Annotated in this window: 18 protein-coding genes and 2 pseudogenes; 10 read left to right on the plus strand and 10 right to left on the minus strand. The window is 40.8% G+C overall.

What is annotated here, in order from left to right; genetic code table 11:
* Positions 1-17: 17 nt before the first annotated feature.
* Positions 18-626 (minus strand): hypothetical protein, encoded by a 609-nt coding sequence (locus TOL9009_RS0100095; RefSeq protein ID WP_029630310.1) that lies wholly within the window; start codon positions 624-626, stop codon positions 18-20.
* Positions 627-836: 210 nt separating this feature from the next.
* On the opposite strand from TOL9009_RS0100095, the gene TOL9009_RS0100100 reads away from it, so the two are divergent.
* Positions 837-1802 carry a tyrosine-type recombinase/integrase gene (locus TOL9009_RS0100100; protein ID WP_029630312.1) on the plus strand — a complete coding sequence of 322 codons (966 nt, stop codon included), beginning with the start codon at positions 837-839 and terminating at the stop codon, positions 1800-1802.
* A 159-nt stretch (positions 1803-1961) separates the two neighbouring features.
* Here TOL9009_RS0100100 and TOL9009_RS0100105 read toward each other — a convergent pair whose 3' ends face one another.
* Positions 1962-2396: a hypothetical protein gene (locus tag TOL9009_RS0100105; RefSeq protein ID WP_029630314.1), complete on the minus strand. Its 435-nt coding sequence runs from the start codon at positions 2394-2396 to the stop codon at positions 1962-1964.
* A gap of 22 nt (positions 2397-2418) precedes the next feature.
* Positions 2419-3276 carry a ParA family protein gene (locus TOL9009_RS0100110; protein ID WP_029630316.1) on the minus strand — a complete coding sequence of 286 codons (858 nt, stop codon included), beginning with the start codon at positions 3274-3276 and terminating at the stop codon, positions 2419-2421.
* A gap of 106 nt (positions 3277-3382) precedes the next feature.
* Between TOL9009_RS0100110 and TOL9009_RS0100115 the strand changes: the two are divergent.
* Positions 3383-3583, plus strand: a pseudogene (locus TOL9009_RS0100115) (ShlB/FhaC/HecB family hemolysin secretion/activation protein); the annotation flags it as partial.
* Between the two features lie 17 nt (positions 3584-3600).
* Here TOL9009_RS0100115 and TOL9009_RS48655 read toward each other — a convergent pair.
* Positions 3601-3831: a hypothetical protein gene (locus TOL9009_RS48655; protein WP_038295502.1), complete on the minus strand. Its 231-nt coding sequence runs from the start codon at positions 3829-3831 to the stop codon at positions 3601-3603.
* Positions 3832-3891: 60 nt separating this feature from the next.
* Here TOL9009_RS48655 and TOL9009_RS37155 point away from each other — a divergent pair.
* Positions 3892-4146: pseudogene (locus TOL9009_RS37155) on the plus strand (ShlB/FhaC/HecB family hemolysin secretion/activation protein); the annotation flags it as partial.
* A 446-nt stretch (positions 4147-4592) separates the two neighbouring features.
* On the opposite strand, the gene TOL9009_RS0100130 reads toward TOL9009_RS37155, so the two are convergent.
* The 4 genes from TOL9009_RS0100130 to TOL9009_RS0100145 form a co-directional block, all read right to left on the minus strand.
* Positions 4593-5333 carry a peptidylprolyl isomerase gene (locus tag TOL9009_RS0100130; RefSeq protein ID WP_029630321.1) on the minus strand — a complete coding sequence of 247 codons (741 nt, stop codon included), beginning with the start codon at positions 5331-5333 and terminating at the stop codon, positions 4593-4595.
* Positions 5334-5375: 42 nt separating this feature from the next.
* Complete coding sequence (locus TOL9009_RS0100135; protein ID WP_029630322.1) at positions 5376-6758, minus strand: HlyD family efflux transporter periplasmic adaptor subunit; 1383 nt, start codon at positions 6756-6758, stop codon at positions 5376-5378.
* An 80-nt stretch (positions 6759-6838) separates the two neighbouring features.
* Positions 6839-9862 (minus strand): ABC transporter transmembrane domain-containing protein, encoded by a 3024-nt coding sequence (locus TOL9009_RS0100140; RefSeq protein ID WP_029630324.1) that lies wholly within the window; start codon positions 9860-9862, stop codon positions 6839-6841.
* 25 nt (positions 9863-9887) lie between these two features.
* Positions 9888-10490 carry a helix-turn-helix domain-containing protein gene (locus tag TOL9009_RS0100145; RefSeq protein ID WP_051502704.1) on the minus strand — a complete coding sequence of 201 codons (603 nt, stop codon included), beginning with the start codon at positions 10488-10490 and terminating at the stop codon, positions 9888-9890.
* Between the two features lie 411 nt (positions 10491-10901).
* Between TOL9009_RS0100145 and TOL9009_RS0100150 the strand changes: the two genes are divergently transcribed.
* The 7 genes from TOL9009_RS0100150 (at position 10902) to TOL9009_RS0100180 (ending at position 16179) form a co-directional block, all read left to right on the plus strand.
* Positions 10902-11105 (plus strand): hypothetical protein, encoded by a 204-nt coding sequence (locus TOL9009_RS0100150; RefSeq protein ID WP_029630328.1) that lies wholly within the window; start codon positions 10902-10904, stop codon positions 11103-11105.
* Positions 11106-11167: 62 nt separating this feature from the next.
* Positions 11168-11401 carry a hypothetical protein gene (locus tag TOL9009_RS37160; RefSeq protein WP_038295506.1) on the plus strand — a complete coding sequence of 78 codons (234 nt, stop codon included), beginning with the start codon at positions 11168-11170 and terminating at the stop codon, positions 11399-11401.
* Between the two features lie 188 nt (positions 11402-11589).
* Positions 11590-11826, plus strand: a complete 237-nt coding sequence (locus tag TOL9009_RS37165; protein ID WP_038295509.1) for a hypothetical protein — start codon at positions 11590-11592, stop codon at positions 11824-11826.
* A 264-nt stretch (positions 11827-12090) separates the two neighbouring features.
* The gene (locus TOL9009_RS0100165; protein WP_029630329.1) at positions 12091-13251 is read left to right on the plus strand and encodes an aminoglycoside phosphotransferase family protein; all 1161 of its coding nucleotides are present in this window, start codon (positions 12091-12093) and stop codon (positions 13249-13251) included.
* Positions 13252-13266: 15 nt separating this feature from the next.
* Positions 13267-14355 carry a T3SS effector HopA1 family protein gene (locus tag TOL9009_RS0100170; RefSeq protein WP_029630331.1) on the plus strand — a complete coding sequence of 363 codons (1089 nt, stop codon included), beginning with the start codon at positions 13267-13269 and terminating at the stop codon, positions 14353-14355.
* Entirely contained in the window at positions 14355-15371 is a 1017-nt protein-coding gene (locus tag TOL9009_RS0100175) for an aldo/keto reductase (protein ID WP_029630333.1), read from the plus strand. Before TOL9009_RS0100170 ends, TOL9009_RS0100175 begins: the two co-directional genes overlap by 1 nt.
* Positions 15372-15417: 46 nt before the next feature.
* Complete coding sequence (locus TOL9009_RS0100180; protein WP_029630339.1) at positions 15418-16179, plus strand: peptidylprolyl isomerase; 762 nt, start codon at positions 15418-15420, stop codon at positions 16177-16179.
* Positions 16180-16317: 138 nt separating this feature from the next.
* Here the strand turns inward: TOL9009_RS0100180 and TOL9009_RS0100185 are convergent, their stop codons facing one another.
* Positions 16318-18939 (minus strand): CHAT domain-containing protein, encoded by a 2622-nt coding sequence (locus TOL9009_RS0100185; RefSeq protein WP_242055563.1) that lies wholly within the window; start codon positions 18937-18939, stop codon positions 16318-16320.
* A gap of 154 nt (positions 18940-19093) precedes the next feature.
* A complete protein-coding gene (locus tag TOL9009_RS0100190; protein WP_242055565.1) occupies positions 19094-20833 on the minus strand; it encodes a ShlB/FhaC/HecB family hemolysin secretion/activation protein in 1740 nt (579 codons plus the stop codon).
* Positions 20834-20867: the final 34 nt, after the last annotated feature.

The following is a 20867-nucleotide window of genomic DNA, read 5'->3' on the forward strand; positions in this document are numbered from 1 at the left end:
AAACGTGTTTGGACTGTCTAACTAACCGGATGATACAGTCCCGTTTTTTCGTTAAATTCCCACCCAATGCCTGAACTATCTTTACGCTTAGACCACCCGACAAAAAGTGGTGGTGGCTGACTACTTCTCTCTTTGCGTACAGTTTCTACATTCACACCTAATCTTTTAGCTAAATTGTCTTCCGTTAATGGCTGAATTTTAACAGTTTGCCCTTGATAATATGAATTGTTATAATACGATTTATTTCGCTTTGGTTGGTTGTTGAGGTTATTTTGTATCTGGATAATAGCATCAGCAAATTGTGCCATCCGAGTTGTCATACCCTCGATTTTTTGTTCTAGTGAGGCGAGACGTTTGGCTGAGTCCGTTTCATTGCTATTCGACTCACCCAACAATTGCGACTCCAAATTATCAAGTCGTTCGTAAATTGCCGATATTATTTGACTTGTAGCATTAGATGTGCTGTCACTGCTGCTATCCAACGCCAATATCAATTCATCCAGAGAGTGAAGTACCTCACTTGTGCGTCCTTGTCGGTGCAACCGGGATAATTCCCTAACTGCGGGAATTAACACAGTGGGGATGCGGATCATCTGGCTGGGTTTGTCATTACTAGTGTCAGGCATGGTGATAGCAGTATTGATATCGATGAAGCACGATATCAAACAGATAGCAATGCTATCAGGATATCAGTTTATGCCTGCCCCGTTGTTGGTACAGAAACATGAATAAAAGAACAGTACTGATGCGATTCGATGAGTGGCGGCAACCGATTAGATTAAGGGATACATAATTAGCGTAAAATAAGTATCGAAAATGAATCTTTTCGATAGTTTATGCCGCCACCAGATGATGATGGTTCACTCGTAAGGGCAAATCCCTTTGCTCTAGCCCTCGAACGCGATTTGTTGCAGGAATTATTGGTGGGCAAGCGCAACAAAAGTACTCGCCACGAGTATGCGAAGGATTTAAAGAACTTTTTCATGACGGTGTGCGGTCAAGAACCAACTGCGGTGTTGGTGGCACAATTTCTACAAATGGACAGGTTTTCGGCGGTGACGCTGGTATTGCGCTATAAGGCGATGCTGGTTGACCAGGAGTTGAAGGAAGCGACTGTCAACAGGCGGTTGGCGGCAATTAAGGCACTGGTTAATTATGCCTATAAGGTGGGGAAGTGCGACTGGACGCTTGCAGATATTAAGTGTGAGAAGGTAAAGCCCTACCGGGATACGACAGGGATTGGTCCGGAAGCATTCAAGAAAATGTTAGCAGTACCCGATAGGGAAACGTTGAAAGGGAAGCGGGATTATGCGCTGCTGCGGCTGTTGTGGGCAAATGCCCTCAGACGTGAGGAGGTTTCCCACTGCAATATTGAAGATTTGGATATGTATGCAAGGACGCTGGCTATCTTGGGAAAAGGTAGGGGAACCCAAAAGGAAAATATCGATTTGCATCCCAAAACTTGCAATGCGCTACAGGATTGGTTGAATGTGCGTCGGGAGTTAGATATCAAGCAACCGTTGTTTATTTCGCTACGACCGCTGAAAGGGCATCGGTTGACGGGCGATGGTATCCGCAAGATTGTTGTGGCGATTGCAAAGCGGGCTGGTATTTCTAAAACTATCAGCCCGCACAGAATCAGGCATTCGTCGGTAACGGCGGCGCTGGATGCGAGTAGTGGAGATGTCAGAAGCGTGCAAAAGTTAAGCCGCCATGCGAGTTTGAATACTTTGATGATTTACGACGACAACCGCACTAAGGCGCAGGGTAAAATCACGGCGTTATTGGAAGATTTGGTTTGAGATAATCGTTATTATAAGATTGCTGAGGAATAAAGCAATTTTGACAGTCTGCAAGGTATTCATTGCTTTTCTCCTCTTTCAACTTGAGTTTTTCGTCACGCTTTTCTTACGATTACACGTCGGCACAGCCGTTGTTGTTCGGAGTGCGATCGCACGTTACTATTTTCTATTTTTAGTTAAGTTATTAAGTTTGGTGAGACTCGACCGAATATTCCCCACTTCTTTCCTACTTTTGAGCCGCTTCTTGGCTTCCTTGATAACTTGCCGCATCACGGATTCTTTATCTTTACAGGTTACGTAGAAAGCCTCAAGTAATGTTTCGATTGTCATTTTCTCTCGATTGCACAGTTCGTCGATTTCGTCTTTAATGGGAACTTCCAACCTTACAGGAATTCTAGAAGCGATTTCTGGGTAATTTGCGAGTAATTCTTCTAGCTGTTTGAGGTTCGTATCGAGCGCTGGTTGCTGCACTCCTTCAGTTGCTACATCCAAAGGAGTTAAAGTGTCAGTAGTAGTCGGTTGTTGCAATACATCAATACGTGGCTCCACGGTAGGTTGGGTTGCGCGATCGCGAATTTCATCTAAAAGGCTCATTGGTTGCTCCTGCTACTATAAATTACACTGCTAATGACGGAATAAGTTTTGCGTACTGTTCGGCTAATGCTGGTTTTAGTTTCTGTGCCAATACTGAAATTGGATATTCCAATCCCGGTTGTCCTAAATCGCTTGGTGATACCCGTTGGTTGATAGCATTTTTATATACATCAGATTCGAGCAGGTGGGGTAACATCAAATCTTTTCCCACTATTTCGCCCATTGCTTCGATACTGCTTTTAGTAGCTTTTGTGGGGTTGACACCCGTCCATTTTGCGCGGAAGGGGACTACTCCCACGAGTGAGCCATAGGGTAATGCGGGCTGAAATTCCTTTACCAGTCCGAGTGTTCTAACCAAAGACTGCACTCCCTTGACGTTGGCTTCTGCCGGGATTATCCATTTATCCCCCGCACCGAGGGAAGTTTGGGCAAGGTGCGATCGCTCTGGTGGTGGATCTACAATTATTACCCCAAAGTTGTTGGCAATGGCTTGCAAGCGGTTTCTCAGGATAAACAAACTAATGCCGCTGGATGCCAATTTGTAGTTAGCATTCTCTAAGCCATCGTCTGAAGGTATCAAAAATAAGTTGGCGTTGCTGATGGTGTCGTTGTCAAGTTGGACATCCGGTACTGGGGCGATCGCATTAATAAGGGGTGTTTTTTCTTCCGACTGGGTGATTACCTCCAGCAAAGTGGGGGTATTTGGTTGCACCTTAACCCCTAGAAAACTTGTGAGTGATGACTGCGGGTCTGCATCAATGAACAGTACTGGAATACCTAACCGTCCTAGATATCGACCCAGCATTAAGGTGACAGTAGACTTCCCTTGTCCCCCTGCCAATCCCAAGGTGACGATTGTAGGAGTATGAGATTTTTGCATTGATCCATAGTACAAATTAATTGTTGCAGAAAAATACTACTATACAATTGCACTCTTGTACTTTAAAGAAATTACAATTTTGTACAAAAGTAGTTATATACAAAGTAACCGCAATTATGTACGCAGTCGTTTAGCTCTAGCCACATTACCACCTTTAAAACGGGAACGCTTACTAGAAGCACTGCAACTACTGCAACAAAATCCTCTGATTCAAAATTTGTCTGCCGAACTCGCCGCAGGCTCCCGTCCTGGTACAAGTGTGCTATCAATTACGGTGAGGGAGGCTAAGTCCTTCAATACTCAAGTAACGTGAGTTCGACGGAACTAAAAAATGGCAGGAGGTAGTGCAGGCAAATATGAAGGGTAAATATCAATCGAAGGTTTTTTAGGCAAATAAGTATAAGCACGATGGTAGACTAAGCCCTGACCCTCATTTTTGTTAGATATTCTTAGTTTCGGCTTTTTTTTGTCACTTTTTACCGATTCTCTATCAATCGTAGCGATCGCTGCCGTGAATGCCCTGTTGTGCAAATCCATCCAGTTATGCAAATCCATACATAGCAAGCTTTTTGCCTTTTTCTAACCCTCGAACTCACGTTCAAGTAGTGCTGTACCCCATTTATGCGATCGCCTAGCGTTGGTAGTTTCCGACTATGTTTGCAGTTTGCTACAGGTAGCACTTGGAATTCAGGTAGAGAAAATCCAGACGTTAACACCCTAGCGTCCGTTGGTCTGGGTTTGCAGTGGCGTCAAAGCGATCGCTTTACTGCTCGTCTTGATTGGGGTATTCCTTTAGTATCTGTTGATTCGAGGGAAAGGACATGGCAAGAAAACGGCGTGTATTTTTCCATACTTTACAATCCATTTTGAAGCTTAAATGCTTTGCATGGTTTGTAGTAAGCGCTAAAGCGCTTAAACCCGGATTTCTCACAAAGCCGGAGAAAAGAGGAGTCAAAATAAGTTATTTACAGCACTGTTACATAGCAAGGGTTTCGGCGTTTTTTAATTTAGCCTATTTTTTCGTCAAGATCCTTATCCAACAGGGGTTTCATAAATCTCGTGTGTACACCGTAGGGCAAATCGACGGAGCAGAGGAGAGACTTATTTTTGAAGGCTAGCTAATTCTGAAACTTCAGAAGATGGCAGATTTTTACATACTTGGACACTGTCAACTTTTAAATAACGCAGTAATTCCCGAATTACATCAGTAGCGGGTCTTCCTGTTTTTGTACAGTATTCTTCCAATTTCTGTCTTTCTGTTGACGTGAGATACTAACTCATCACAAACCCATAACCAGTTGAGCCGCCAGTTAAATTCAGCAGATATCCTCGACTTCAATTTTAATTTTCTCAAATTGCTGGTTCAGCCATTCGGAAAATAGATGAGAAATAATTTTTAAATGTAAGGTTTTATTTAATTGGGGTATAATAATTTCCTCAACATTAATAAAATGTACCCCCTTAGAGGTAACAATTGGTTTAAGAAGCTGAGGTGGAGTTGCTGCAAATACAGCTGTTGATATTTCTGGTTTCAAATTTATACGGCTCAGTATTCCCTTATATCCTCCACATCGGCGTATCTCATCATTCTGAATATATTGATGGGCAACTTCAGGAAAAGTAATCTCACCCTCTTGAATTGCGTAAAACATTTCCATTGCCAAGTCTAAATCATCGAAGACAACTTCATACATGACTATTTGAGCATAATCCAATTGATTTTCAACAAAGAACTGTTCAACTTTGTCGGCGAATAAATGTTCTGCTAACTTTGAGGAGAGAACATTATAATAAACTAACTCTTCAAAATCATCTAAAGAAAGACCGTGTTTTTGTAGCCAAGACCAAGTAACTTCAGCATTCTCAAGTTTGTTCATCATCCGCAAGCTATCCGCGGCTTCTTGAAGTTCTTTTGTCTCAACTTTTATACCTGTTTCTTGGGCTACATCTATAATAATCTTACGGCTGATAATACTCTTGACAATAGTAGGGATTTGGCAGGAAAGTTTGATTTCATTAATAATGTCGTCTTGGGAAACAGCAAGAAATTTTGACATAAATTAACTCCTTAGTAATAATTTATTTTTGCTCGACTTTTTCTAAAGTTCTAAACCGCCTTTTTGCAACTTCTTAAATGGATCTAATACAAAGTCAATAATGCGACGTTCCCGAACAATTACCTCAGCAGTTGCAGTTTGACCTGGTGTTAATAAAATCCGTTTATTTTTAGTTTGGATATAAGTTTTTGGCAATTCAATTTCTAGTTCAAAGTTTTCTACCTTACCTTGGGAAGTCTCTACAACTTTAGAGTCTGGCGAAATCCAGCGAAGTTTGCCTTCAGTTACTCCATAATCTTGAAAAGGATAAGCATCAAATTTCAGTTTTACAGGCATTCCTACCCGGAGAAAACCACTTTCTTGACTGGGCATTTCGGCTCTAAATATCAAAGGTACTCCTTGAGGTGCAATTTGAGTAATCATTTGTCCTGGTTGTACAACTGCTCCGGCATTATTTATAGATAACTGAAAAATTGTGCCATCAGTGGGAGTGCGAAGAGTTTGCTGTTGTACTTGAAATCGCAAAGACTGAATTTGTTTTTTGGTTTGGTTAATTTCTGATAGTACATCGACAACTTGAGATTGAAGTTCTTTAATTTGCTTTTGACTATCTAAAACTGCTAGTTCACCTGTACGACTGATACGTTGATTGGTGCTTTGTTGCTTGGTAATTTCGGTAGTAGCTTGTTGGATATCTGATTGAGCTTGTTCTAGAAGTCCCTGGCGTTCAAACATAGCGCCTTCTATTTCTTCTAATTTACTTTTAGAAATAGCACCTTTTTGCCAAAGATATCGATAACGTTGTCTTTCATTATTAGCTAATTTCAGGCGATTTTTTTCTAAAATATATACTTGTTGACTGGAATTCAGCCGTTGCTGAATTTGGTCAAGTTGAGCAAGTTGCTCAGACTGTTGAGCTTGATTTTGTAATTGTTGAGTGCGTAAAGACATTGTGAGTTGATTTTTTAATAACTGAAGCTGATTTACGCGATTTTGTTGACCTTCTAGCTTAGACTGAGTTTGTTGTAGTTCAGTGCGAGTTAAATCAGACTCTAACTCCAGTAAAATTTGTCCAGCTTTGACAGTTTCTCCTTCTTTAACCTTGATGGCTACAACTTTTCCGGTAACAGGTGCATCCAATCTTACAGTTCTGCCTTGAGGTTCAAGTCGTCCTCTAGCACTACCTGTTTCGTCTACTTTAGATAGCATCGCCCAAGGTAAAACGATCGCAGCAAATATTACTAGCCAATATAGCAATCCGCGTGTCCAAATTCGTGGCAATGTATCAATTAACTCTTTGGTTAAAGAAGACCAATCTTCACTGAGAGATATAGAAGATTTTGACTGAGGTTTTAAGTCCAGTTGACTACTAGGATAGTGACCATTCTGACTCAATTGCTCTTGTGTCGGAAATTCGTTTGTCATTGTTAGTTATCTTATTAATGAGCGTTTATGTCTCCATTGACTAATCAAGGGACTTATATCCTTCAATTACGAATTAGTAATTATTTTGTCAGTTGTTGTTGATTGAGGTAGAAATAGTGACCGCGTTTAACCATTAATTGCTCGTGCGTACCACTTTCTACCAACAAGCCTTTATCTAGTACCAAAATTTTGTCAGCATTGCGTACTGTTGAAAGCCGATGTGCAATTACTACTGTTGTTCTATCTTGAAGAATTGTGTTGAGATTAGTTTGAATGATGCGTTCAGATTCAGCATCAAGACTACTGGTAGCTTCATCTAAAATCAGTAGTCGAGGATTTCCTACAAGGGCGCGGGCGATCGCTAATCGTTGTCTTTGTCCACCCGAAAGCGTTCCTCCTCCTTCACCGATAAGGGTTTCGTAGCCCATCGGTAGTTCTTTAATAAATTGATGTGCGCCTGCTTGTTTAGCGGCTTCTATGACTTCTTCTAAAGAGGCTTCAGGATGACCTAAACTAATATTTTCCCGAATTGTACTGCCAAACAGAAAGGTATCTTGGTCAACTACACCAATTTGCTGGCGGAGCGATCGCAGCGACAAACTGGTGATATCATAGCCATCAATCAAAATCTTCCCTTCTGTGGGCGGATACAGCCCCAATATCAGCTTAGATATCGTTGTCTTTCCCGAACCACTGCGTCCGACAAGTGCGATCGTCTCTCCTGGTTGGACTTCAAAACTGATATTTTCTAAGGTGTTTATATCACTTTCTGAATGATAGCGAAAAGTAACTTTATCAAACCGAATGTTACCGCGAATTGGTGGTAAAGATTGATGAGATTGGTGTTGTAAATCTTCTTCTGGTTCAGCATCAATCACATCATTAATTCGCTCAACAGCAATTAGTATCTCTTGCAACTCATTCCACAGCAAAATCAGCCTTTGAAAGGGATTAATCACGTTACCTAGTAACATATTAAAAGCAATCAGTTGTCCAATGGTGAGTTCGTTTTGAATCACTTGCCACGCCCCAAACCACAATAACACTGCCGTGACTACAGCTTCAATGCCAGAACTAAATATTTGCAGTGTGTTGCCAATTACCTGCCCAGAAAAAGTCTTTTTCACTGACTTGCCAAAAAGTTCTTCCCAATGCCAGCGTACTGTCTGCTCAACAGCCATAGACTTAATCGTGCGGATGCCTGTGAGAGACTGAATCAAATACCCAGTTTCTTCATTATGTGCGCCAAAAATCTCGCGGGAAACACGTTGTAAAAAAGGTGTAGCAATCAGCGCCAATAATACAAATGGTGGCACAATCACTAAGGTAAATAATGCCATTTTCCAACTATACCAAAACATCAATCCTAGATAGACGAATACTGTTAGTAAATCGAGAAAAATAGATAGTGCTTCACCAGTTAAGAAACGTTGAATTTTGCGGTTTTCCTGGACGCGAGAAATAATATCGCCAACGTAGCGAGACTCGAAATATTTCAGAGGTAAACGGAAGGTATGGCTAATAAAACCCACAATCAACGCTAGATCCACTCGGTTAGCTGTGTGGTCTAAAAGGTATTGTCGTAGTCCAGTTATGGCAACTCTAAAAAGGCTAAAAAGGACTAAGCCAATGCCTACAGCCGTTAATGTCAGTTCACTACGCTGCACAACTACTCGGTCTAACAATAATTGCGTAAATAGTGGTGTAATCAGACCAAAAATTTGAATGAGAATAGAAGCAATAAATACTTCCAATAACACCAGCCAGTGAGGTTTAGTTAATTCAAAAAACTGCCAGAAAGCAGTGCTAGCTTCTTTTGTTTCTCTGAGTAGGGCTGTAGGTTGAAGTAATAAAGTATAGCCAGTCCAACCTGCTGTAAATTCTGTATGAGTCAGGGTACGCTGACCAATAGCAGGATCTCCCACGATAATGCGATCGCCTCTAGCTTCGTAAACAACAATATAATGTTGCCCTTCCCAATGCACAATAGCCGGGAGGCTTTGCTGGGCTAGTTTATCGAGACTGGCTTTTACAGGTCGAGTCGAAAACCCGATGCTTTCTGCTGCGGCTGCTAAACCTCGCAGCGATGAACCATTACGATCAACGTTGGCAACGTCCCGCAGGCGATTGACGCTAAAACGCTTACCCCAGTAAAGACCAACCATTACTAAGCAAGCCGCACCACAATCAGATGCACTTTGCTGTTCAAAGAAAGGATAGCGTCGAGTTATCCGTTGCCATAGATGACTGATTTTTACGGTTGGGTTAGGGAAGTAGGCTTTATTAATTCTTTTCTGGGACTGTTTTTTTGGCTCAACAGTAAATTGGGGAAATATAACAGGCTCAGACGCTGTAACTGGGTGGTTGTTAGCATCGAGTTCAGCCAGTTGTGGTACATATTCCAGTGCTGTTCCCCAATGCGAACGGCTGAGGCTGTATAGTTGCGAACTTTGAGTTACCTGCCAACCACGTACTTGAGGTAACTGAGACAAGGCGTAAATATTGCCAGCAGTGAGTTTGAGTCCTGATGTGTGCAGTAGTTCGCCGCGACGCAGTATCCAAAGTTGCTGGTCTTTGAGTAAAGAAGATGGAAGTTTGTTAATTTGGAGATTGTGCTGCTCTAGCAATGGTTGGATTTGCATGACACCCTCGTAAGCAGCATTATTCAGCGCCGCATTTTGGCGAAACAACAGCAGTAAATCCCAAAGTACAGCTTGATGGTGAAGATGCTGCCCAATAGAAGGATACTTGCGGATGAGCGATCGCAAATAATTTCCGGGAATATAACCAACTTTGAGATTTACCGAAGCCCTAGCAGCGTAAGGTTGAAATTGTTCTTCTGGAAATAGCGTTAGTTCACCGAATGATGTTCCCGTACCCACAGAAGCGATTAAATTATCGGTGCGATCGAGCAATCTGACTTTACCTGCCAGAATTATATAAATGCCAACGCTTGCGTCTGCTGTCTGCCAGAACAGTTTGCCTGCACTTGGTTGGAGAATTTCAATTTGTTTGATGCAGTCTGAAAATTCCTGTTGTGTAAGAGTCTGACCCAAGGTTTGGGCAAGCTGTTGAGTGGAAAATTCTGTTTTGTTCTGAACCATGATTTGTTGGGGTTTAACCGCAGAATTAGTTGCTTGTTTTAGCGAAATTCAATGACCAGCGAAAATCCGGCTCTGGATTTGGTAGCAAGTTGCCAATAGTAATCCGAGAATTCTTTGTGTTATCAGTTTCGTTCTCGGCAGTTTTGCGTGTCTGTCGAGTCGAAAGTCCCATTTCTTTAAGCAAGCGGTTAATGTGGCAAGCACTAACTTTCATCCCCATCTCTTTTGTCAGATGCTTGCTTAACCATTGCCCTGTCCAGCGTTCAAATGAATAGCCATACTCACGCGGACTATGGCTTGCCAGTTCTTGCAAACGAGCCAGATATTGCTCATTCACAGCCTTAGGACGACCCATCGGGCGATCGCTCCAATGGTGAGCTTGACCTGTTTGGGCGATCGTCATCCAGTGCCGTGCCGTCTCCTGAGAGCATCCTAACGCTTCACAAATTTGAGTCTGAGATTGACCTGAATCTGCCAACAATATGATTTCAATCCGACGGCGATATTCTGGACGTAAATCTGTTTCTAGACTTTTGAGCAAAAGCTTGTGTTGGAAAGTTGTTAAGTATAGACCTTGCTTGTCCACAGCAATTCCTCCTGGTATAACTTGGAATGCCCAGATAAAAATTAATCTGGATAATTCCTGAGAACCTCTGTTACTTCTCTGAATCAAAACTCCGGGAATTCCACATTTCGTTACAAAGCTTTACAATATTCGGATGAACAGTCAGAAGTCAGGCTTTCTAAGCTTTGGTGGTGTGACAAACTAAAAACAGCACCATCTACAACAAAAAACATAGCTTCAGTTTGAAATTAGATGATTAGCAGTATTAACGCGCTACTGCACTGTAATTTTTCAGATAAAAGTACTTTTATTTTTGAATATTAAATATTTGAATAATTAAAACATAACTCATGGAATTATGCATAAAGAAGAAGTTTTTAAGTCTTGAAATTATAGATTGAATCTCTGAAGATTGAAATGTGATTAGGCGATATATAGCTAATCCAATTCAAAACTCATTCAAGAGGTAAAGCAATGGCTACTATCAACATTTCTGATTTGCATCCTACTGGTTCCGATCTGTTTTCTGATTCTGAGAGCTACATTAATGAGCTGGGTGATGGTGAACTTGATGCTACCTACGGTGGTTCCACTCCTATAATATGGTCGGTTCGTGTGAGTGTTGTGCTAACCATCGCTGCTGTAACCCTCTTTACTGGTCAAGGAGAAGCTAACTAACCTGTAACAAAGCAGTTTACAGCTAATTCAATTTCAAACAATTTCATTCAAGAGGTAAAGCAATGGCTACTATCAACATTTCTGATTTGCATCCTGCTGGTTCCGATTTATTTTCTGATTCTGAAGGCTATATGAGAGATTTGGTTGACAGCGAATTTGACGGCCTCTACGGTGGTTTGCCATTCTTGGTATGGACTGTAGGCTACTATGCTGTCCGATCTTCAAAATGGTGCGTTGCCGGTGCTGCTGCTGGTGTTGCCGCCCTAGGTGGCATTGTTGGCTGGAATAATGCCTGAATAACTAGTACTAAGTTTGTAGTTATCAAATTAGCTATGATTTTTTGCCTAACAGCGATTTCTTTCAGCTATCGAAGAAGTCAGTGAAAATCAGTTTACTAGCTCCTGAATGCCATCTACAACTTTAGTATTAGAGCTAACCAAAAATTGAATCAATGAATTAACATAAATACTCAAAGGAGGACACAATGACAACTATCCGTATCAGCAATCTCAATGTTTCTGGGCTTGATCTGCTTTCAGATGAAGAAAGTTATCTCAATGAGATAAATAAAGAAGAGTTTGATTGGATTCATGGGGGTGGAAGCCCTGTTGGTGTCGCTGTTGTAGCTGGCATAGTTGGCATATTTGCTGGGTCTGTAGCTGTATCTAAAGAACTCAAGAAATTTCATGATCGTAGAGATGGGTTTACATCCTTTCTGTAGACTGATAAAAATAAGATGAAAGCCTCCTGAAAAAGGTTTCAATTTTTAATTATTCTGACTTTAAAAACCTTTTCCAGGAGGAAATTTAGAATTTATTACAGCAACTTATAGGATAAGAAAAAAAATAAACTTTGCCTTTTTAGAGTGTGGATAGAGCAAATTTTTCAGAGCTAAGTATAACTAACTGATATTAAATAAAAATCTCAGTGGAACAATTAGGGCAAACGTATTTGAGCTTATCAAAGTTAGGAAGAGTACCAAGCTATGAAATTTTCGTTAAACTCTCAAAATGTTTTTGGATATTTAATCATGCAGAACCTCTGTTCTCAGGAAGAGCAAGATTTCAAGCAACCAGAACTAAAAGCTGCCAAAAATTTTAATTTGTTAATCAGCTTACGAGATGGACGTAAACTATTCGTGAAGCAGGAGCGTCTATATCATAATAGAAAAACTGCTGGTGAGTTTTTGAATGAGTGGCTAATTCATAAGTTCTTAAAACAATTTCAAGAGCTTGCTCACACTTGTACGTTAGTTTCAGAAGTTCTCCATTTTGACGCAGATAATTCGATCATCGTCTTCAATTACTTGAGTACTTACGACGATCTGAGCAACTTTTATGCCAAAGAAAATATTTTTCCAATTGAGATTGCAACTAAAACTGGGAAAACTTTGGCTACCATCCATCGAGCAACCTTAGATCATCAGAATTATCCGGACTTTATAGTTCAGAATCGTGACGATGTTTCTCATAGTTCATCTCTCACAAAGGGTCTGGAGCGGATTAGCCCTGAAATTTTTGGTCAGGTTCCCGCCGATGGACTCAAATTCTTTGCTCTTTATCAGCGATATGACAGCCTTGGAAAAGCGATCGCACAACTCATCAATGAATTTGTACCGTGCTGTTTAACACATAATGACCTCAAGCTGAACAATATCCTCTTACATAACAATTGGGAAGAAGGCCTAGAACAATCCACTAACAGCATCATTCGATTAATTGATTGGGAGCGCGGCGCTTGGGGAGACCCTGCATTTGATTTAGGAACGCTCATCGCCAGCTATCTACAAATCTGGTTAAGCAGCTTGGTTGTGAGTAAATCTATCGATGTCGAAGAATCTTTACGCCTAGCTATGACACCGCTTGATCTACTCCAACCTTCTATTGCAGCGCTTACTAAAGCTTATTTTGATAACTTTCCAGAAATTATAGAGCGCCGCCCTGATTTTTTGAGACGAGTTGTGCAGTTTTCTGGTCTTGCCTTGATTCAGCAAATTCAAGCAATGCTCCAATACCAAAAATCCTTTGGTAATACGGGTATCTGTATGCTTCAGGTTGCTAAGACTTTGTTGTGCCGTCCAGAACAATCCATCCCTACTGTTTTTGGCGTAGCAGAATCTGAACTCATGCTAATTCGTAATTTGTAATTCGGAATTTGTAATATGCAACTACTAGATTATCCTCAAAGTTCACTATCAACTTCTGTGCTAGATTCTCTGCAAGACATAGCCAACAATGTTGCAATAAAGCCTAACTTCTGTATTAGCCATCCAGCTTACAAACCCTTTGAAATCCCTGCTGAGATAGTAACTCGTTTTCAACAAATACCTCTGGAGCTTCAAAATAAATACCTGAGTCTACAACTGCAAAGTTTTCTCTACGGTATTTATTACAATGGCTCTATGCAAACTGCCCTAGCAGCAAATGCAAGTTCAGATAATCTAGTACTTCATCAGAATCTAGAAAACAATACTTTTCTAGGAATAGACGTAGAGTTTTACGATCGCCTACATAAAAGTAATCTTGGTGAAGGCTACTTCGATCCAGGTTGGTGTGTGCTGCGCCAAGAAAGTGATGAAAGTCTCGCTGTCAACAAAGGCGGTTTGACTTTGCATATTGAGCGCGATCGCCATTTACAACCTGCCGAACAATCTGCATCTGTAGGCAACTTAGTAGCTATCCGAATGCCTCGAAATTTAGTTCAAAATGGATTTTACATGGCTGTTAGCGATGCTGGCCCAGACACTCATCCTCAGACAGTCAGAGTTTACTTTAACTTGACACCCGAAGGTGCAGTTGTCGTCATGGAAAGCCTGACACAGCAATTAAACCAAATCAGAATTCCCTTCACCTTTAAAGTGCTATACAACCCTTCTGATTACGGACGCTATGACTCAGGGGTTCTCTACTTTGAAAAAAGCAATTATGAAATAGTCAGACAAGTGCTAAAAAGTGTTTATGCAGAAAATCAATTGCATTTCCGCACAGAAGTACCCCTGTTTACAAAATTACTTGCGCCTGGACTTGCTTTAGCAGAAGAACCAGATTGTAAATTTGCTGCTGTAGAAAGTTTTGGGATGAATCGCTGTCAAATTGTTGCCAATGGCTTGCTAGAAGCACGGGCTACAGGTGATGAATCTCCCCAGAATCGGATGGCATTTATCCATCAACACTTCTCCCTTTTAGGAATTGATTGGCAGCATTCTTATCTGAATGCCAACTCTGAAGACATATACATTCCATTAGACTAATGAAACTAACCGATCTCGCATCGCCTCAAGTAGCCTCAGTCAGCAAAGTTAGTCATGTAACAAATAAATTCCCAGAGTCAGACTTACCCTTTTACCGCAAACTAGGACGAACTGATTTAACAGTTAGCTGTCTCGGCTTGGGTGGTGGTGGTGGCATCTCAAGTGAAGATACACTTTACGCTTTCGAGCGTGGGATTAATTACTTTTTCTACTCTAGCGATTTGCACCATTATATTTACAGTTCCATGTCTGGGGCACTGCGTCAGATGTGTAGCCGTCGCTCCTCAGTGCGGGAAAAAGTAGTACTGGCAACTGTGACTTATATCAAGAGTCCAGAAATGGCACTAGCCGCTTTATTAGATCAATTTGTAGAACTAAATATTGATTATATTGACGTGTTGTTTTGGGGCTGGATTGGTTCCAACGATCAGTCAATTTTACAGAATTGCTTGCAGCTTTCTCCTGATTTAAGAGGCACTAATTCTGTCTATCAGCGCACCATTGAAAGAATGTTTGGCGCTTCAGAAAGACTCAAGAAAATGGGAGCCGTCCGCTATATTGGTGCTTCGTTCCACGATATTAATTTAGCACAACAGTACTTGCATAACGACCTATTGGATGTAGTTATGGTCAGACACAATGTTGCTCATCGGTCTGCTCAGAGTCAGATATTTAATCAATTGAACGCGCAAGACCCATCTCGACCAGGTATTGTTACCTTCAAATCGACAGGTTCTCACTCAGGCGCACTTTGGGATGTTCCAGTTGGCTTACCTAAAAAATGCTGGCAACCTACCGTTCCTGACTTATACCGATACTCCTTAACGCAGAACTGTGTTGATGTTTGCTTAACAGGTTTGACTAAGCGCGAAGAAATTGATGCGGCGATCGCAGGTGTTCAGCAAGGTAAGTTAACGACTGCTGAAGTTGAATACATGAATCTTTACGGCGATTTACATCGTAATAAATTGACAGTTCCTAAAATTCCCTCTGAAAAACTAATTTATCGCAGCTAATCAGCAACAATCTCACCCAAATCAAATTTCATAGGAAAACAAAACCATGATAGAAACTTTAGAAAACATAGAATTAGTGTCTATGCCAGAAATTGCTTTAGCAACCGACGAAGATGTGATTGCTTACCTGCGCTCTTGTCACAAAATAGCTGAATATGCAGTTTTAGCTGAACGAAATGCATGTGTTTTAAGTATGTGTCAACAGCTTGACTTAACTGTTACTGATGAAGAATTGCAAACAGCCGGAGATGCATTTCGACTTGAACATAAATTACTAGGAATTTCTGAAACCTTGGCTTGGCTGCAACAACAACGAATTACTGTAGAAGATTGGTCTAGGGGTATCAAATTAGAATTACTTACAAAAAAGTTAAAAGAACATTTATTTGGAGATGTTATTGATGCTCATTATTTGAGTCATCGTCAACATTATCAACGTGTTGCTCTATCTCAAATTCTAATCAGCGACCTCACAGAAGCGAAGAAAGTAATTTATGCAATTCAAGAATCAAATGAATCTTTCTGTGCTAAAGCATTAGAATACTCCAAAGGTAAACAGTCTAAACAAAATGGTGGCTTTGTTGGCGTTCGCTTTTTATCAGAATTAATGCCAGAGATTGTACAAGCTATTTCTCAAGCAAAAGAAGGCGAAGTGATTGGGCCAATACATACAAAACTGGGTTATCACATTCTCAGAATTGAGAAGCGCTTCCCTGCTGAATTCAGTGAAAGTCGAGAGCAAATCTTTAAATCCCTCTTTCAAGATTGGCTACAAGCAAACACCACCTCTACTTCCCGTACTGAATAACATCAATAGTTTTTCTCTTCCCATTTTTCACTAAAGATAATAAAATAATCATCTGCTTGACTTGAGAGATTCAATACAACTCATTTGTCAGTGCAAATGATTAAACTTTGACTGCCTATGACCCATATATCAGTATAATTACAACCAATTGCCCACAAGAACATAAGGTGCCCAAAAATATGGGCGATTTTCTTTAGCTAAAATTGCCAGTTGGGCGCGTTGCAAAGCTTGGGCTTTAGTTACCCCAGCATCCAACTGTCGGTATAATTCACCCATAAACTCGCTAGTAGATTCATCATCTATTGTCCACAAAGTTGCTAGGGTACTGCGTGCGCCCGCCCGCACCGCCACGCCTGCTAATCCCAAAGCAGCTCGTTTGTCTCCCGTAGCAGTTTTACAAGCACTAAGAACGAGTAATTCAATTGTTTCTGGTCGGCTTTCACCCCTAGTTCGTAGTAAATTATCTAATTCTCTAACCTTCAGTAGAGCGTCCCAGGTAATAATATAGGTTTGTTCAACATCTGAACTAAATTGCCCGTGAGTTGCTAGATGCACCACTGAAAACGGAGTAGATTGAATTTGCTTTTCCAGATTAGTTTGAGTGAAATCCTGATTTAAAAGTTTTTTACTTGTTTTAACTTCAGACTGGACTTGTTTTAATTCCTGTGTCACATTTGAGAGTTCAGAAAAGGATTGACCTTCAATTAAGCGTTCTTGCTCAACTCCAGCAACTAAAACATTTAGCTGCACGTTTTGTAAAGGTTTGGGATCGACAAGTTGCAAACCAGGGGCCAAAGAAATAGCATAATTTTCTATTAGATATTTTTGCTGTTGTTTGTCGTAGAGAATAGCCATTGGGATATTCCGCAACGCACCATCTAGTACAAACACTAAAGTTTTTATCTCTTGGGTTGCTAAATTTGCTTCAATAGGTCTAATTAACCAATCATATAACTGTTGTGAATACTGCTTAACATCAGGCTCTCGGCTAGCAATCGGTAAATCTTTTTGTAATTGTTCTACAGTGTTTTCTAATACATTTTTAGATATTTTAGTAGTATTGTGGTAAATTGTATCTCGCCCTGGCAATCTAGTAATAATTTCTAGTCGGTTATCTAAAATAATTGGATAGATAACCGCTGTGGATTTTTCTTTTTCAACTAATTTATCAAGTCCAACTCTTGGTAGTAAACAAGGCGAACGAAAAAAGTTATCTAATTCTGCTAATTGGAGAGATTCAATTACCTCGCGGGCTTGAAGGAGTTTATCTGACTTTTGATTTGTATTTTCCTCCAATTGCAACAGTAAATCAACGTACTGTCGATACAGTGGTTCTATGCTCTCGCGGAAAGAAAATTGTACGTCAGGATTAATTGCAACTAAATCGTTACGAAGGGATTTAAGGGCGTTATAAGCTCGATTATAAGCTGCTGTTGCTGCTGGGATATTAGATTGCTTTTGAAGTATCCGTCCCATCTGCCAATGCCATTGATAAGCAATGTCTTGAGCATCAATAGACTCAGCTTTCACCAAGGCTTGCTGCGTAAGTCCTTTGGCATCAGATAATTGTCCGCTTTGTTCGTACAGTTCGCCAAGAGTACCAATTGCATAAGATTCGCTTCGTTCATCTTTTAAACTCTTAGCAATTCCTACAGCTTGCGCTAGCATTTGAGCAATATCTTTTGGCTGAACTTCGTTCTGGATCATTTTGCTCAGACTTTGGGCAAAGTTAATCCGGTAATTAACAGCCGTCCGACTTGGAGGCAAATTGTTTATCTGAGACTGAATTTGGGATAATAATGCTTTTGCTGTGCTAAATTCCTTTTGCTCTACCAAGAGTCTTAATAGATTTAGTTGAGATTGGAGGCGCACAGTAGGTGTTGCAGATGCAATTTGCACGGCCTGTTGATAATATTGGATTGCTGTTTTAGTGTAATTATCGGCGCTGTTTGAGTTACCTAAACTAACTTGAGGGGATGCTTGAGCGCGGGCTGTGTTACCTAAACTTAGTAAAGCATTACTTTGAGCGATCGCATCTCCTACTTTCTTACCAACAGCATAACTTTCTGCTAAAATTTTCTGCGAATCGTTTAAATAACCCAAACCTCGTAGCACATTCCCTAAGCTCTGCAATCCTGTGGCTTTCAGAGAAGAATCTGCTTGTTTTTGGAGAATTCCTTGTACTGATATTAATGTTTTATGTGCTTGCAGATAATTTCCCAAAGCTTGCATTGCTTGGGCTTGATTAATCCGATTGCGAATCAGTGCCGATGTATCATCTAATTGTTGATAAATTTTAGCTGCTTCTTGCCAAGTACCCAAAGCGGCTTCAGTTTGCCCCCGTGCTAACTCCAGACTTCCTTGCACATCTAAAGCTTGGGCAAAGATTTGCGATTGAGCTTGGGAAGAATTAGAATCTTTGAAAGTTTGTAATAGTTTAATACTTTGTGCGTTAAGCGAAGCTATCGCATTGCGAATCGCTTCAGTTGCTTCTTGCCATTGTCCTAGTTGTTGGTAGGCTAAAGAAAGATTGCTCAAAGCTATAGCTTCGTTCAACGCATCATTATTAGCTTTAAATTCAGCTGCTGCTTTTTTTAGAAGTTGTACCCCTTCCACAAACTGTCCCGCTTCATAAAGTGCTTGACTTTGCTGCACTAGGCTATAAATCTGGCTGGGGTTAACAGCAGATGTTGCTAAATCAGGAGACAATACGATTTTAGATTTTGCAAAAGCTGCCGTTAAATAATTAGATGATTCCAAAAAATACGGGAAAGATATGGAGAGAAATGCAGTCAAGAATGCTAGTAAAAAATGCCTTAAAAATCTCATATAAATTCTTAAATCCTACTTGTTTTTGATATCTATTCCTTCTAATTAATTATCATAAAGACCTTGTAAAACTCTCTGCGTGAAATTAAAACGGATTATATTGTACAAAAAAATACAAACCATTTTCTTGCCATGTATTGCCTTGAGTATCAACAGAAACTAAAGGAATACCCCACTCAACACCAGCAGTAAAGTTATTACCCTGTGACCAACGCAAACCCAAACCAACAGAAGCTAGGGTGTTAGTATTACTTTCATCTCTACTTGACGAATTATTCCAAGCAGTGCCAACATCAACAAATGGAGTAACTTGCAGAACTCCATTCCATTGTGGTACACGCACAATTGGCAGTCGCAATTCAACAGAAGCAAGAGCGCCATTATCTGTCAACAGGAAATCTTGACGATACCCCCGCACACTATTTATACCACCTAAACCAAATTGTTCTGAAGCTAAAAGCCTTTTGGAAGACAGTTGCACATCGCCACGAATTAATAGTAAAGCATCAGGAGCTAAGAGGCGTACCCATTGCGCCTGTCCTCGCCAAGCGAAAAAGCGGCTATCAGGGGCGTTATTATTGATTGTGGCATTGAATGCACCAATTCCCAAACTAAATTGAGAACGAGCGGCAATTATTTCTTGGCTATTGCGAGAAGTCCATTCCTGAAAAAATCGCAATGCAGATACTCTGGTGCGTCCTTCTTCGTCAGCCCCCGGTGAAAGTAGAGAAAGAGGAACATCATTATCTTCTAGCAAAGACGAAGAAATATCAGTTTCTCTGCGAGAAGCGGTTATTCCCAGAGCGAACTCTTGGTTAGGAGTTTGCACTAGTGGCTGGCGGAATGTAAGTTCGTAATATTGGGAAGCTGATGCAATACCTAATTCCTTGAAGGAACGTTCAATGATATTAGCTGATGTAGTTCCATAGCTGAAGGTGAGAGTACCATTGCGAGGATTGAGGGGTAAGCTGTAGCTGGCATCTATACTGTTACTGCCGTCAGTATTGCTGTACGCTAACGATATACTATCTCCAAGCCCTAATAAATTGGCTTCGTTTATTTGCAATTGCCGTCGGAAACTACCAACACTGGGGGAACGACCGTTGTCAAACACTGTTTGTACATTGAATGAATCTGCCTCTGTTACCTTGATAGCCAGTAAATTAGCACCAGTACGTGAGCCAGCAGACAGTTCAGCAGACAAGTTTTGAATTAAAGGATTGAGTTGCAATAGTTGCAGGGACTCTAGTAGGCGTTTTTGATTCAAAGGAGTGGATGCGCCCAAAGCTATACGGCTACGGATATAATTTGGGTTAAGTCGCCTAGTACCAGTTATCTGGATATCCTCTAATTTACCTTCTATTACCTGAATTTGGACAACACCGGTAGTGAGAATTTGTTCAGGAATATAAGCTCCAGAAGTAACGTATCCGGCATTAATATAAAGTTCGGTAATTTTGGAACGAGCTTCTAATAATTGTGCAAATGTTATGGGCTTGTTGATAAACTCAGCAAGTACCTGATTTAATTTTTCTCGGCTGAATACTGTACTGCCAATGACTTCAAACTGCTTAACAGTGAAGATTTGTGATGTTTCGGGGAGTGGTTCATCTGGTGTCAGTGGTTGCTCAGGTTTGAGTAGTTCGGTTGGAGGCGGAAGTTGCGGTGGTGGTGTTGGTGGTGTTGGTGGTGTTCTGGGTGAAGGTGGTTGGACATCCTGCGGCGGCGGGAGTTGGGGAAGCGAGGGAGAATTGTTTTGGGGTAGTTGTACGCCATCTACTGTTTGCGCCCTGCTGGATGTAGTCGTCAGGCTGCTGAACAACATAAGGATGCAGGACGCTACAAAAATATGATTAACT

Origin of the sequence: [Scytonema hofmanni] UTEX 2349, from assembly GCF_000582685.1 — a bacterium.
GTDB lineage: Bacteria > Cyanobacteriota > Cyanobacteriia > Cyanobacteriales > Nostocaceae > Hassallia > Hassallia hofmanni.

Excerpts from the sequence above, each read along its gene's own strand:
- TOL9009_RS0100175 (WP_029630333.1), top strand. The coding sequence starts at position 14,355 with ATGAAACTAACCGATCTCGCATCGCCTCAAGTAGCCTCAGTCAGCAAA.
- TOL9009_RS0100190 (WP_242055565.1), bottom strand. The coding sequence starts at position 20,833 with ATGTTGTTCAGCAGCCTGACGACTACATCCAGCAGGGCGCAAACAGTA.
- TOL9009_RS0100105 (WP_029630314.1), bottom strand. The coding sequence starts at position 2,396 with ATGAGCCTTTTAGATGAAATTCGCGATCGCGCAACCCAACCTACCGTG.
- TOL9009_RS0100180 (WP_029630339.1), top strand. The coding sequence starts at position 15,418 with ATGATAGAAACTTTAGAAAACATAGAATTAGTGTCTATGCCAGAAATT.
- TOL9009_RS0100165 (WP_029630329.1), top strand. The coding sequence starts at position 12,091 with ATGAAATTTTCGTTAAACTCTCAAAATGTTTTTGGATATTTAATCATG.
- TOL9009_RS0100130 (WP_029630321.1), bottom strand. The coding sequence starts at position 5,333 with ATGTCAAAATTTCTTGCTGTTTCCCAAGACGACATTATTAATGAAATC.
- TOL9009_RS0100150 (WP_029630328.1), top strand. The coding sequence starts at position 10,902 with ATGGCTACTATCAACATTTCTGATTTGCATCCTACTGGTTCCGATCTG.
- TOL9009_RS0100110 (WP_029630316.1), bottom strand. The coding sequence starts at position 3,276 with ATGCAAAAATCTCATACTCCTACAATCGTCACCTTGGGATTGGCAGGG.
- TOL9009_RS37160 (WP_038295506.1), top strand. The coding sequence starts at position 11,168 with ATGGCTACTATCAACATTTCTGATTTGCATCCTGCTGGTTCCGATTTA.
- TOL9009_RS0100135 (WP_029630322.1), bottom strand. The coding sequence starts at position 6,758 with ATGACAAACGAATTTCCGACACAAGAGCAATTGAGTCAGAATGGTCAC.
- TOL9009_RS0100100 (WP_029630312.1), top strand. The coding sequence starts at position 837 with ATGCCGCCACCAGATGATGATGGTTCACTCGTAAGGGCAAATCCCTTT.
- TOL9009_RS0100140 (WP_029630324.1), bottom strand. The coding sequence starts at position 9,862 with ATGGTTCAGAACAAAACAGAATTTTCCACTCAACAGCTTGCCCAAACC.
- TOL9009_RS37165 (WP_038295509.1), top strand. The coding sequence starts at position 11,590 with ATGACAACTATCCGTATCAGCAATCTCAATGTTTCTGGGCTTGATCTG.
- TOL9009_RS48655 (WP_038295502.1), bottom strand. The coding sequence starts at position 3,831 with ATGGATTTGCATAACTGGATGGATTTGCACAACAGGGCATTCACGGCA.
- TOL9009_RS0100170 (WP_029630331.1), top strand. The coding sequence starts at position 13,267 with ATGCAACTACTAGATTATCCTCAAAGTTCACTATCAACTTCTGTGCTA.
- TOL9009_RS0100095 (WP_029630310.1), bottom strand. The coding sequence starts at position 626 with ATGCCTGACACTAGTAATGACAAACCCAGCCAGATGATCCGCATCCCC.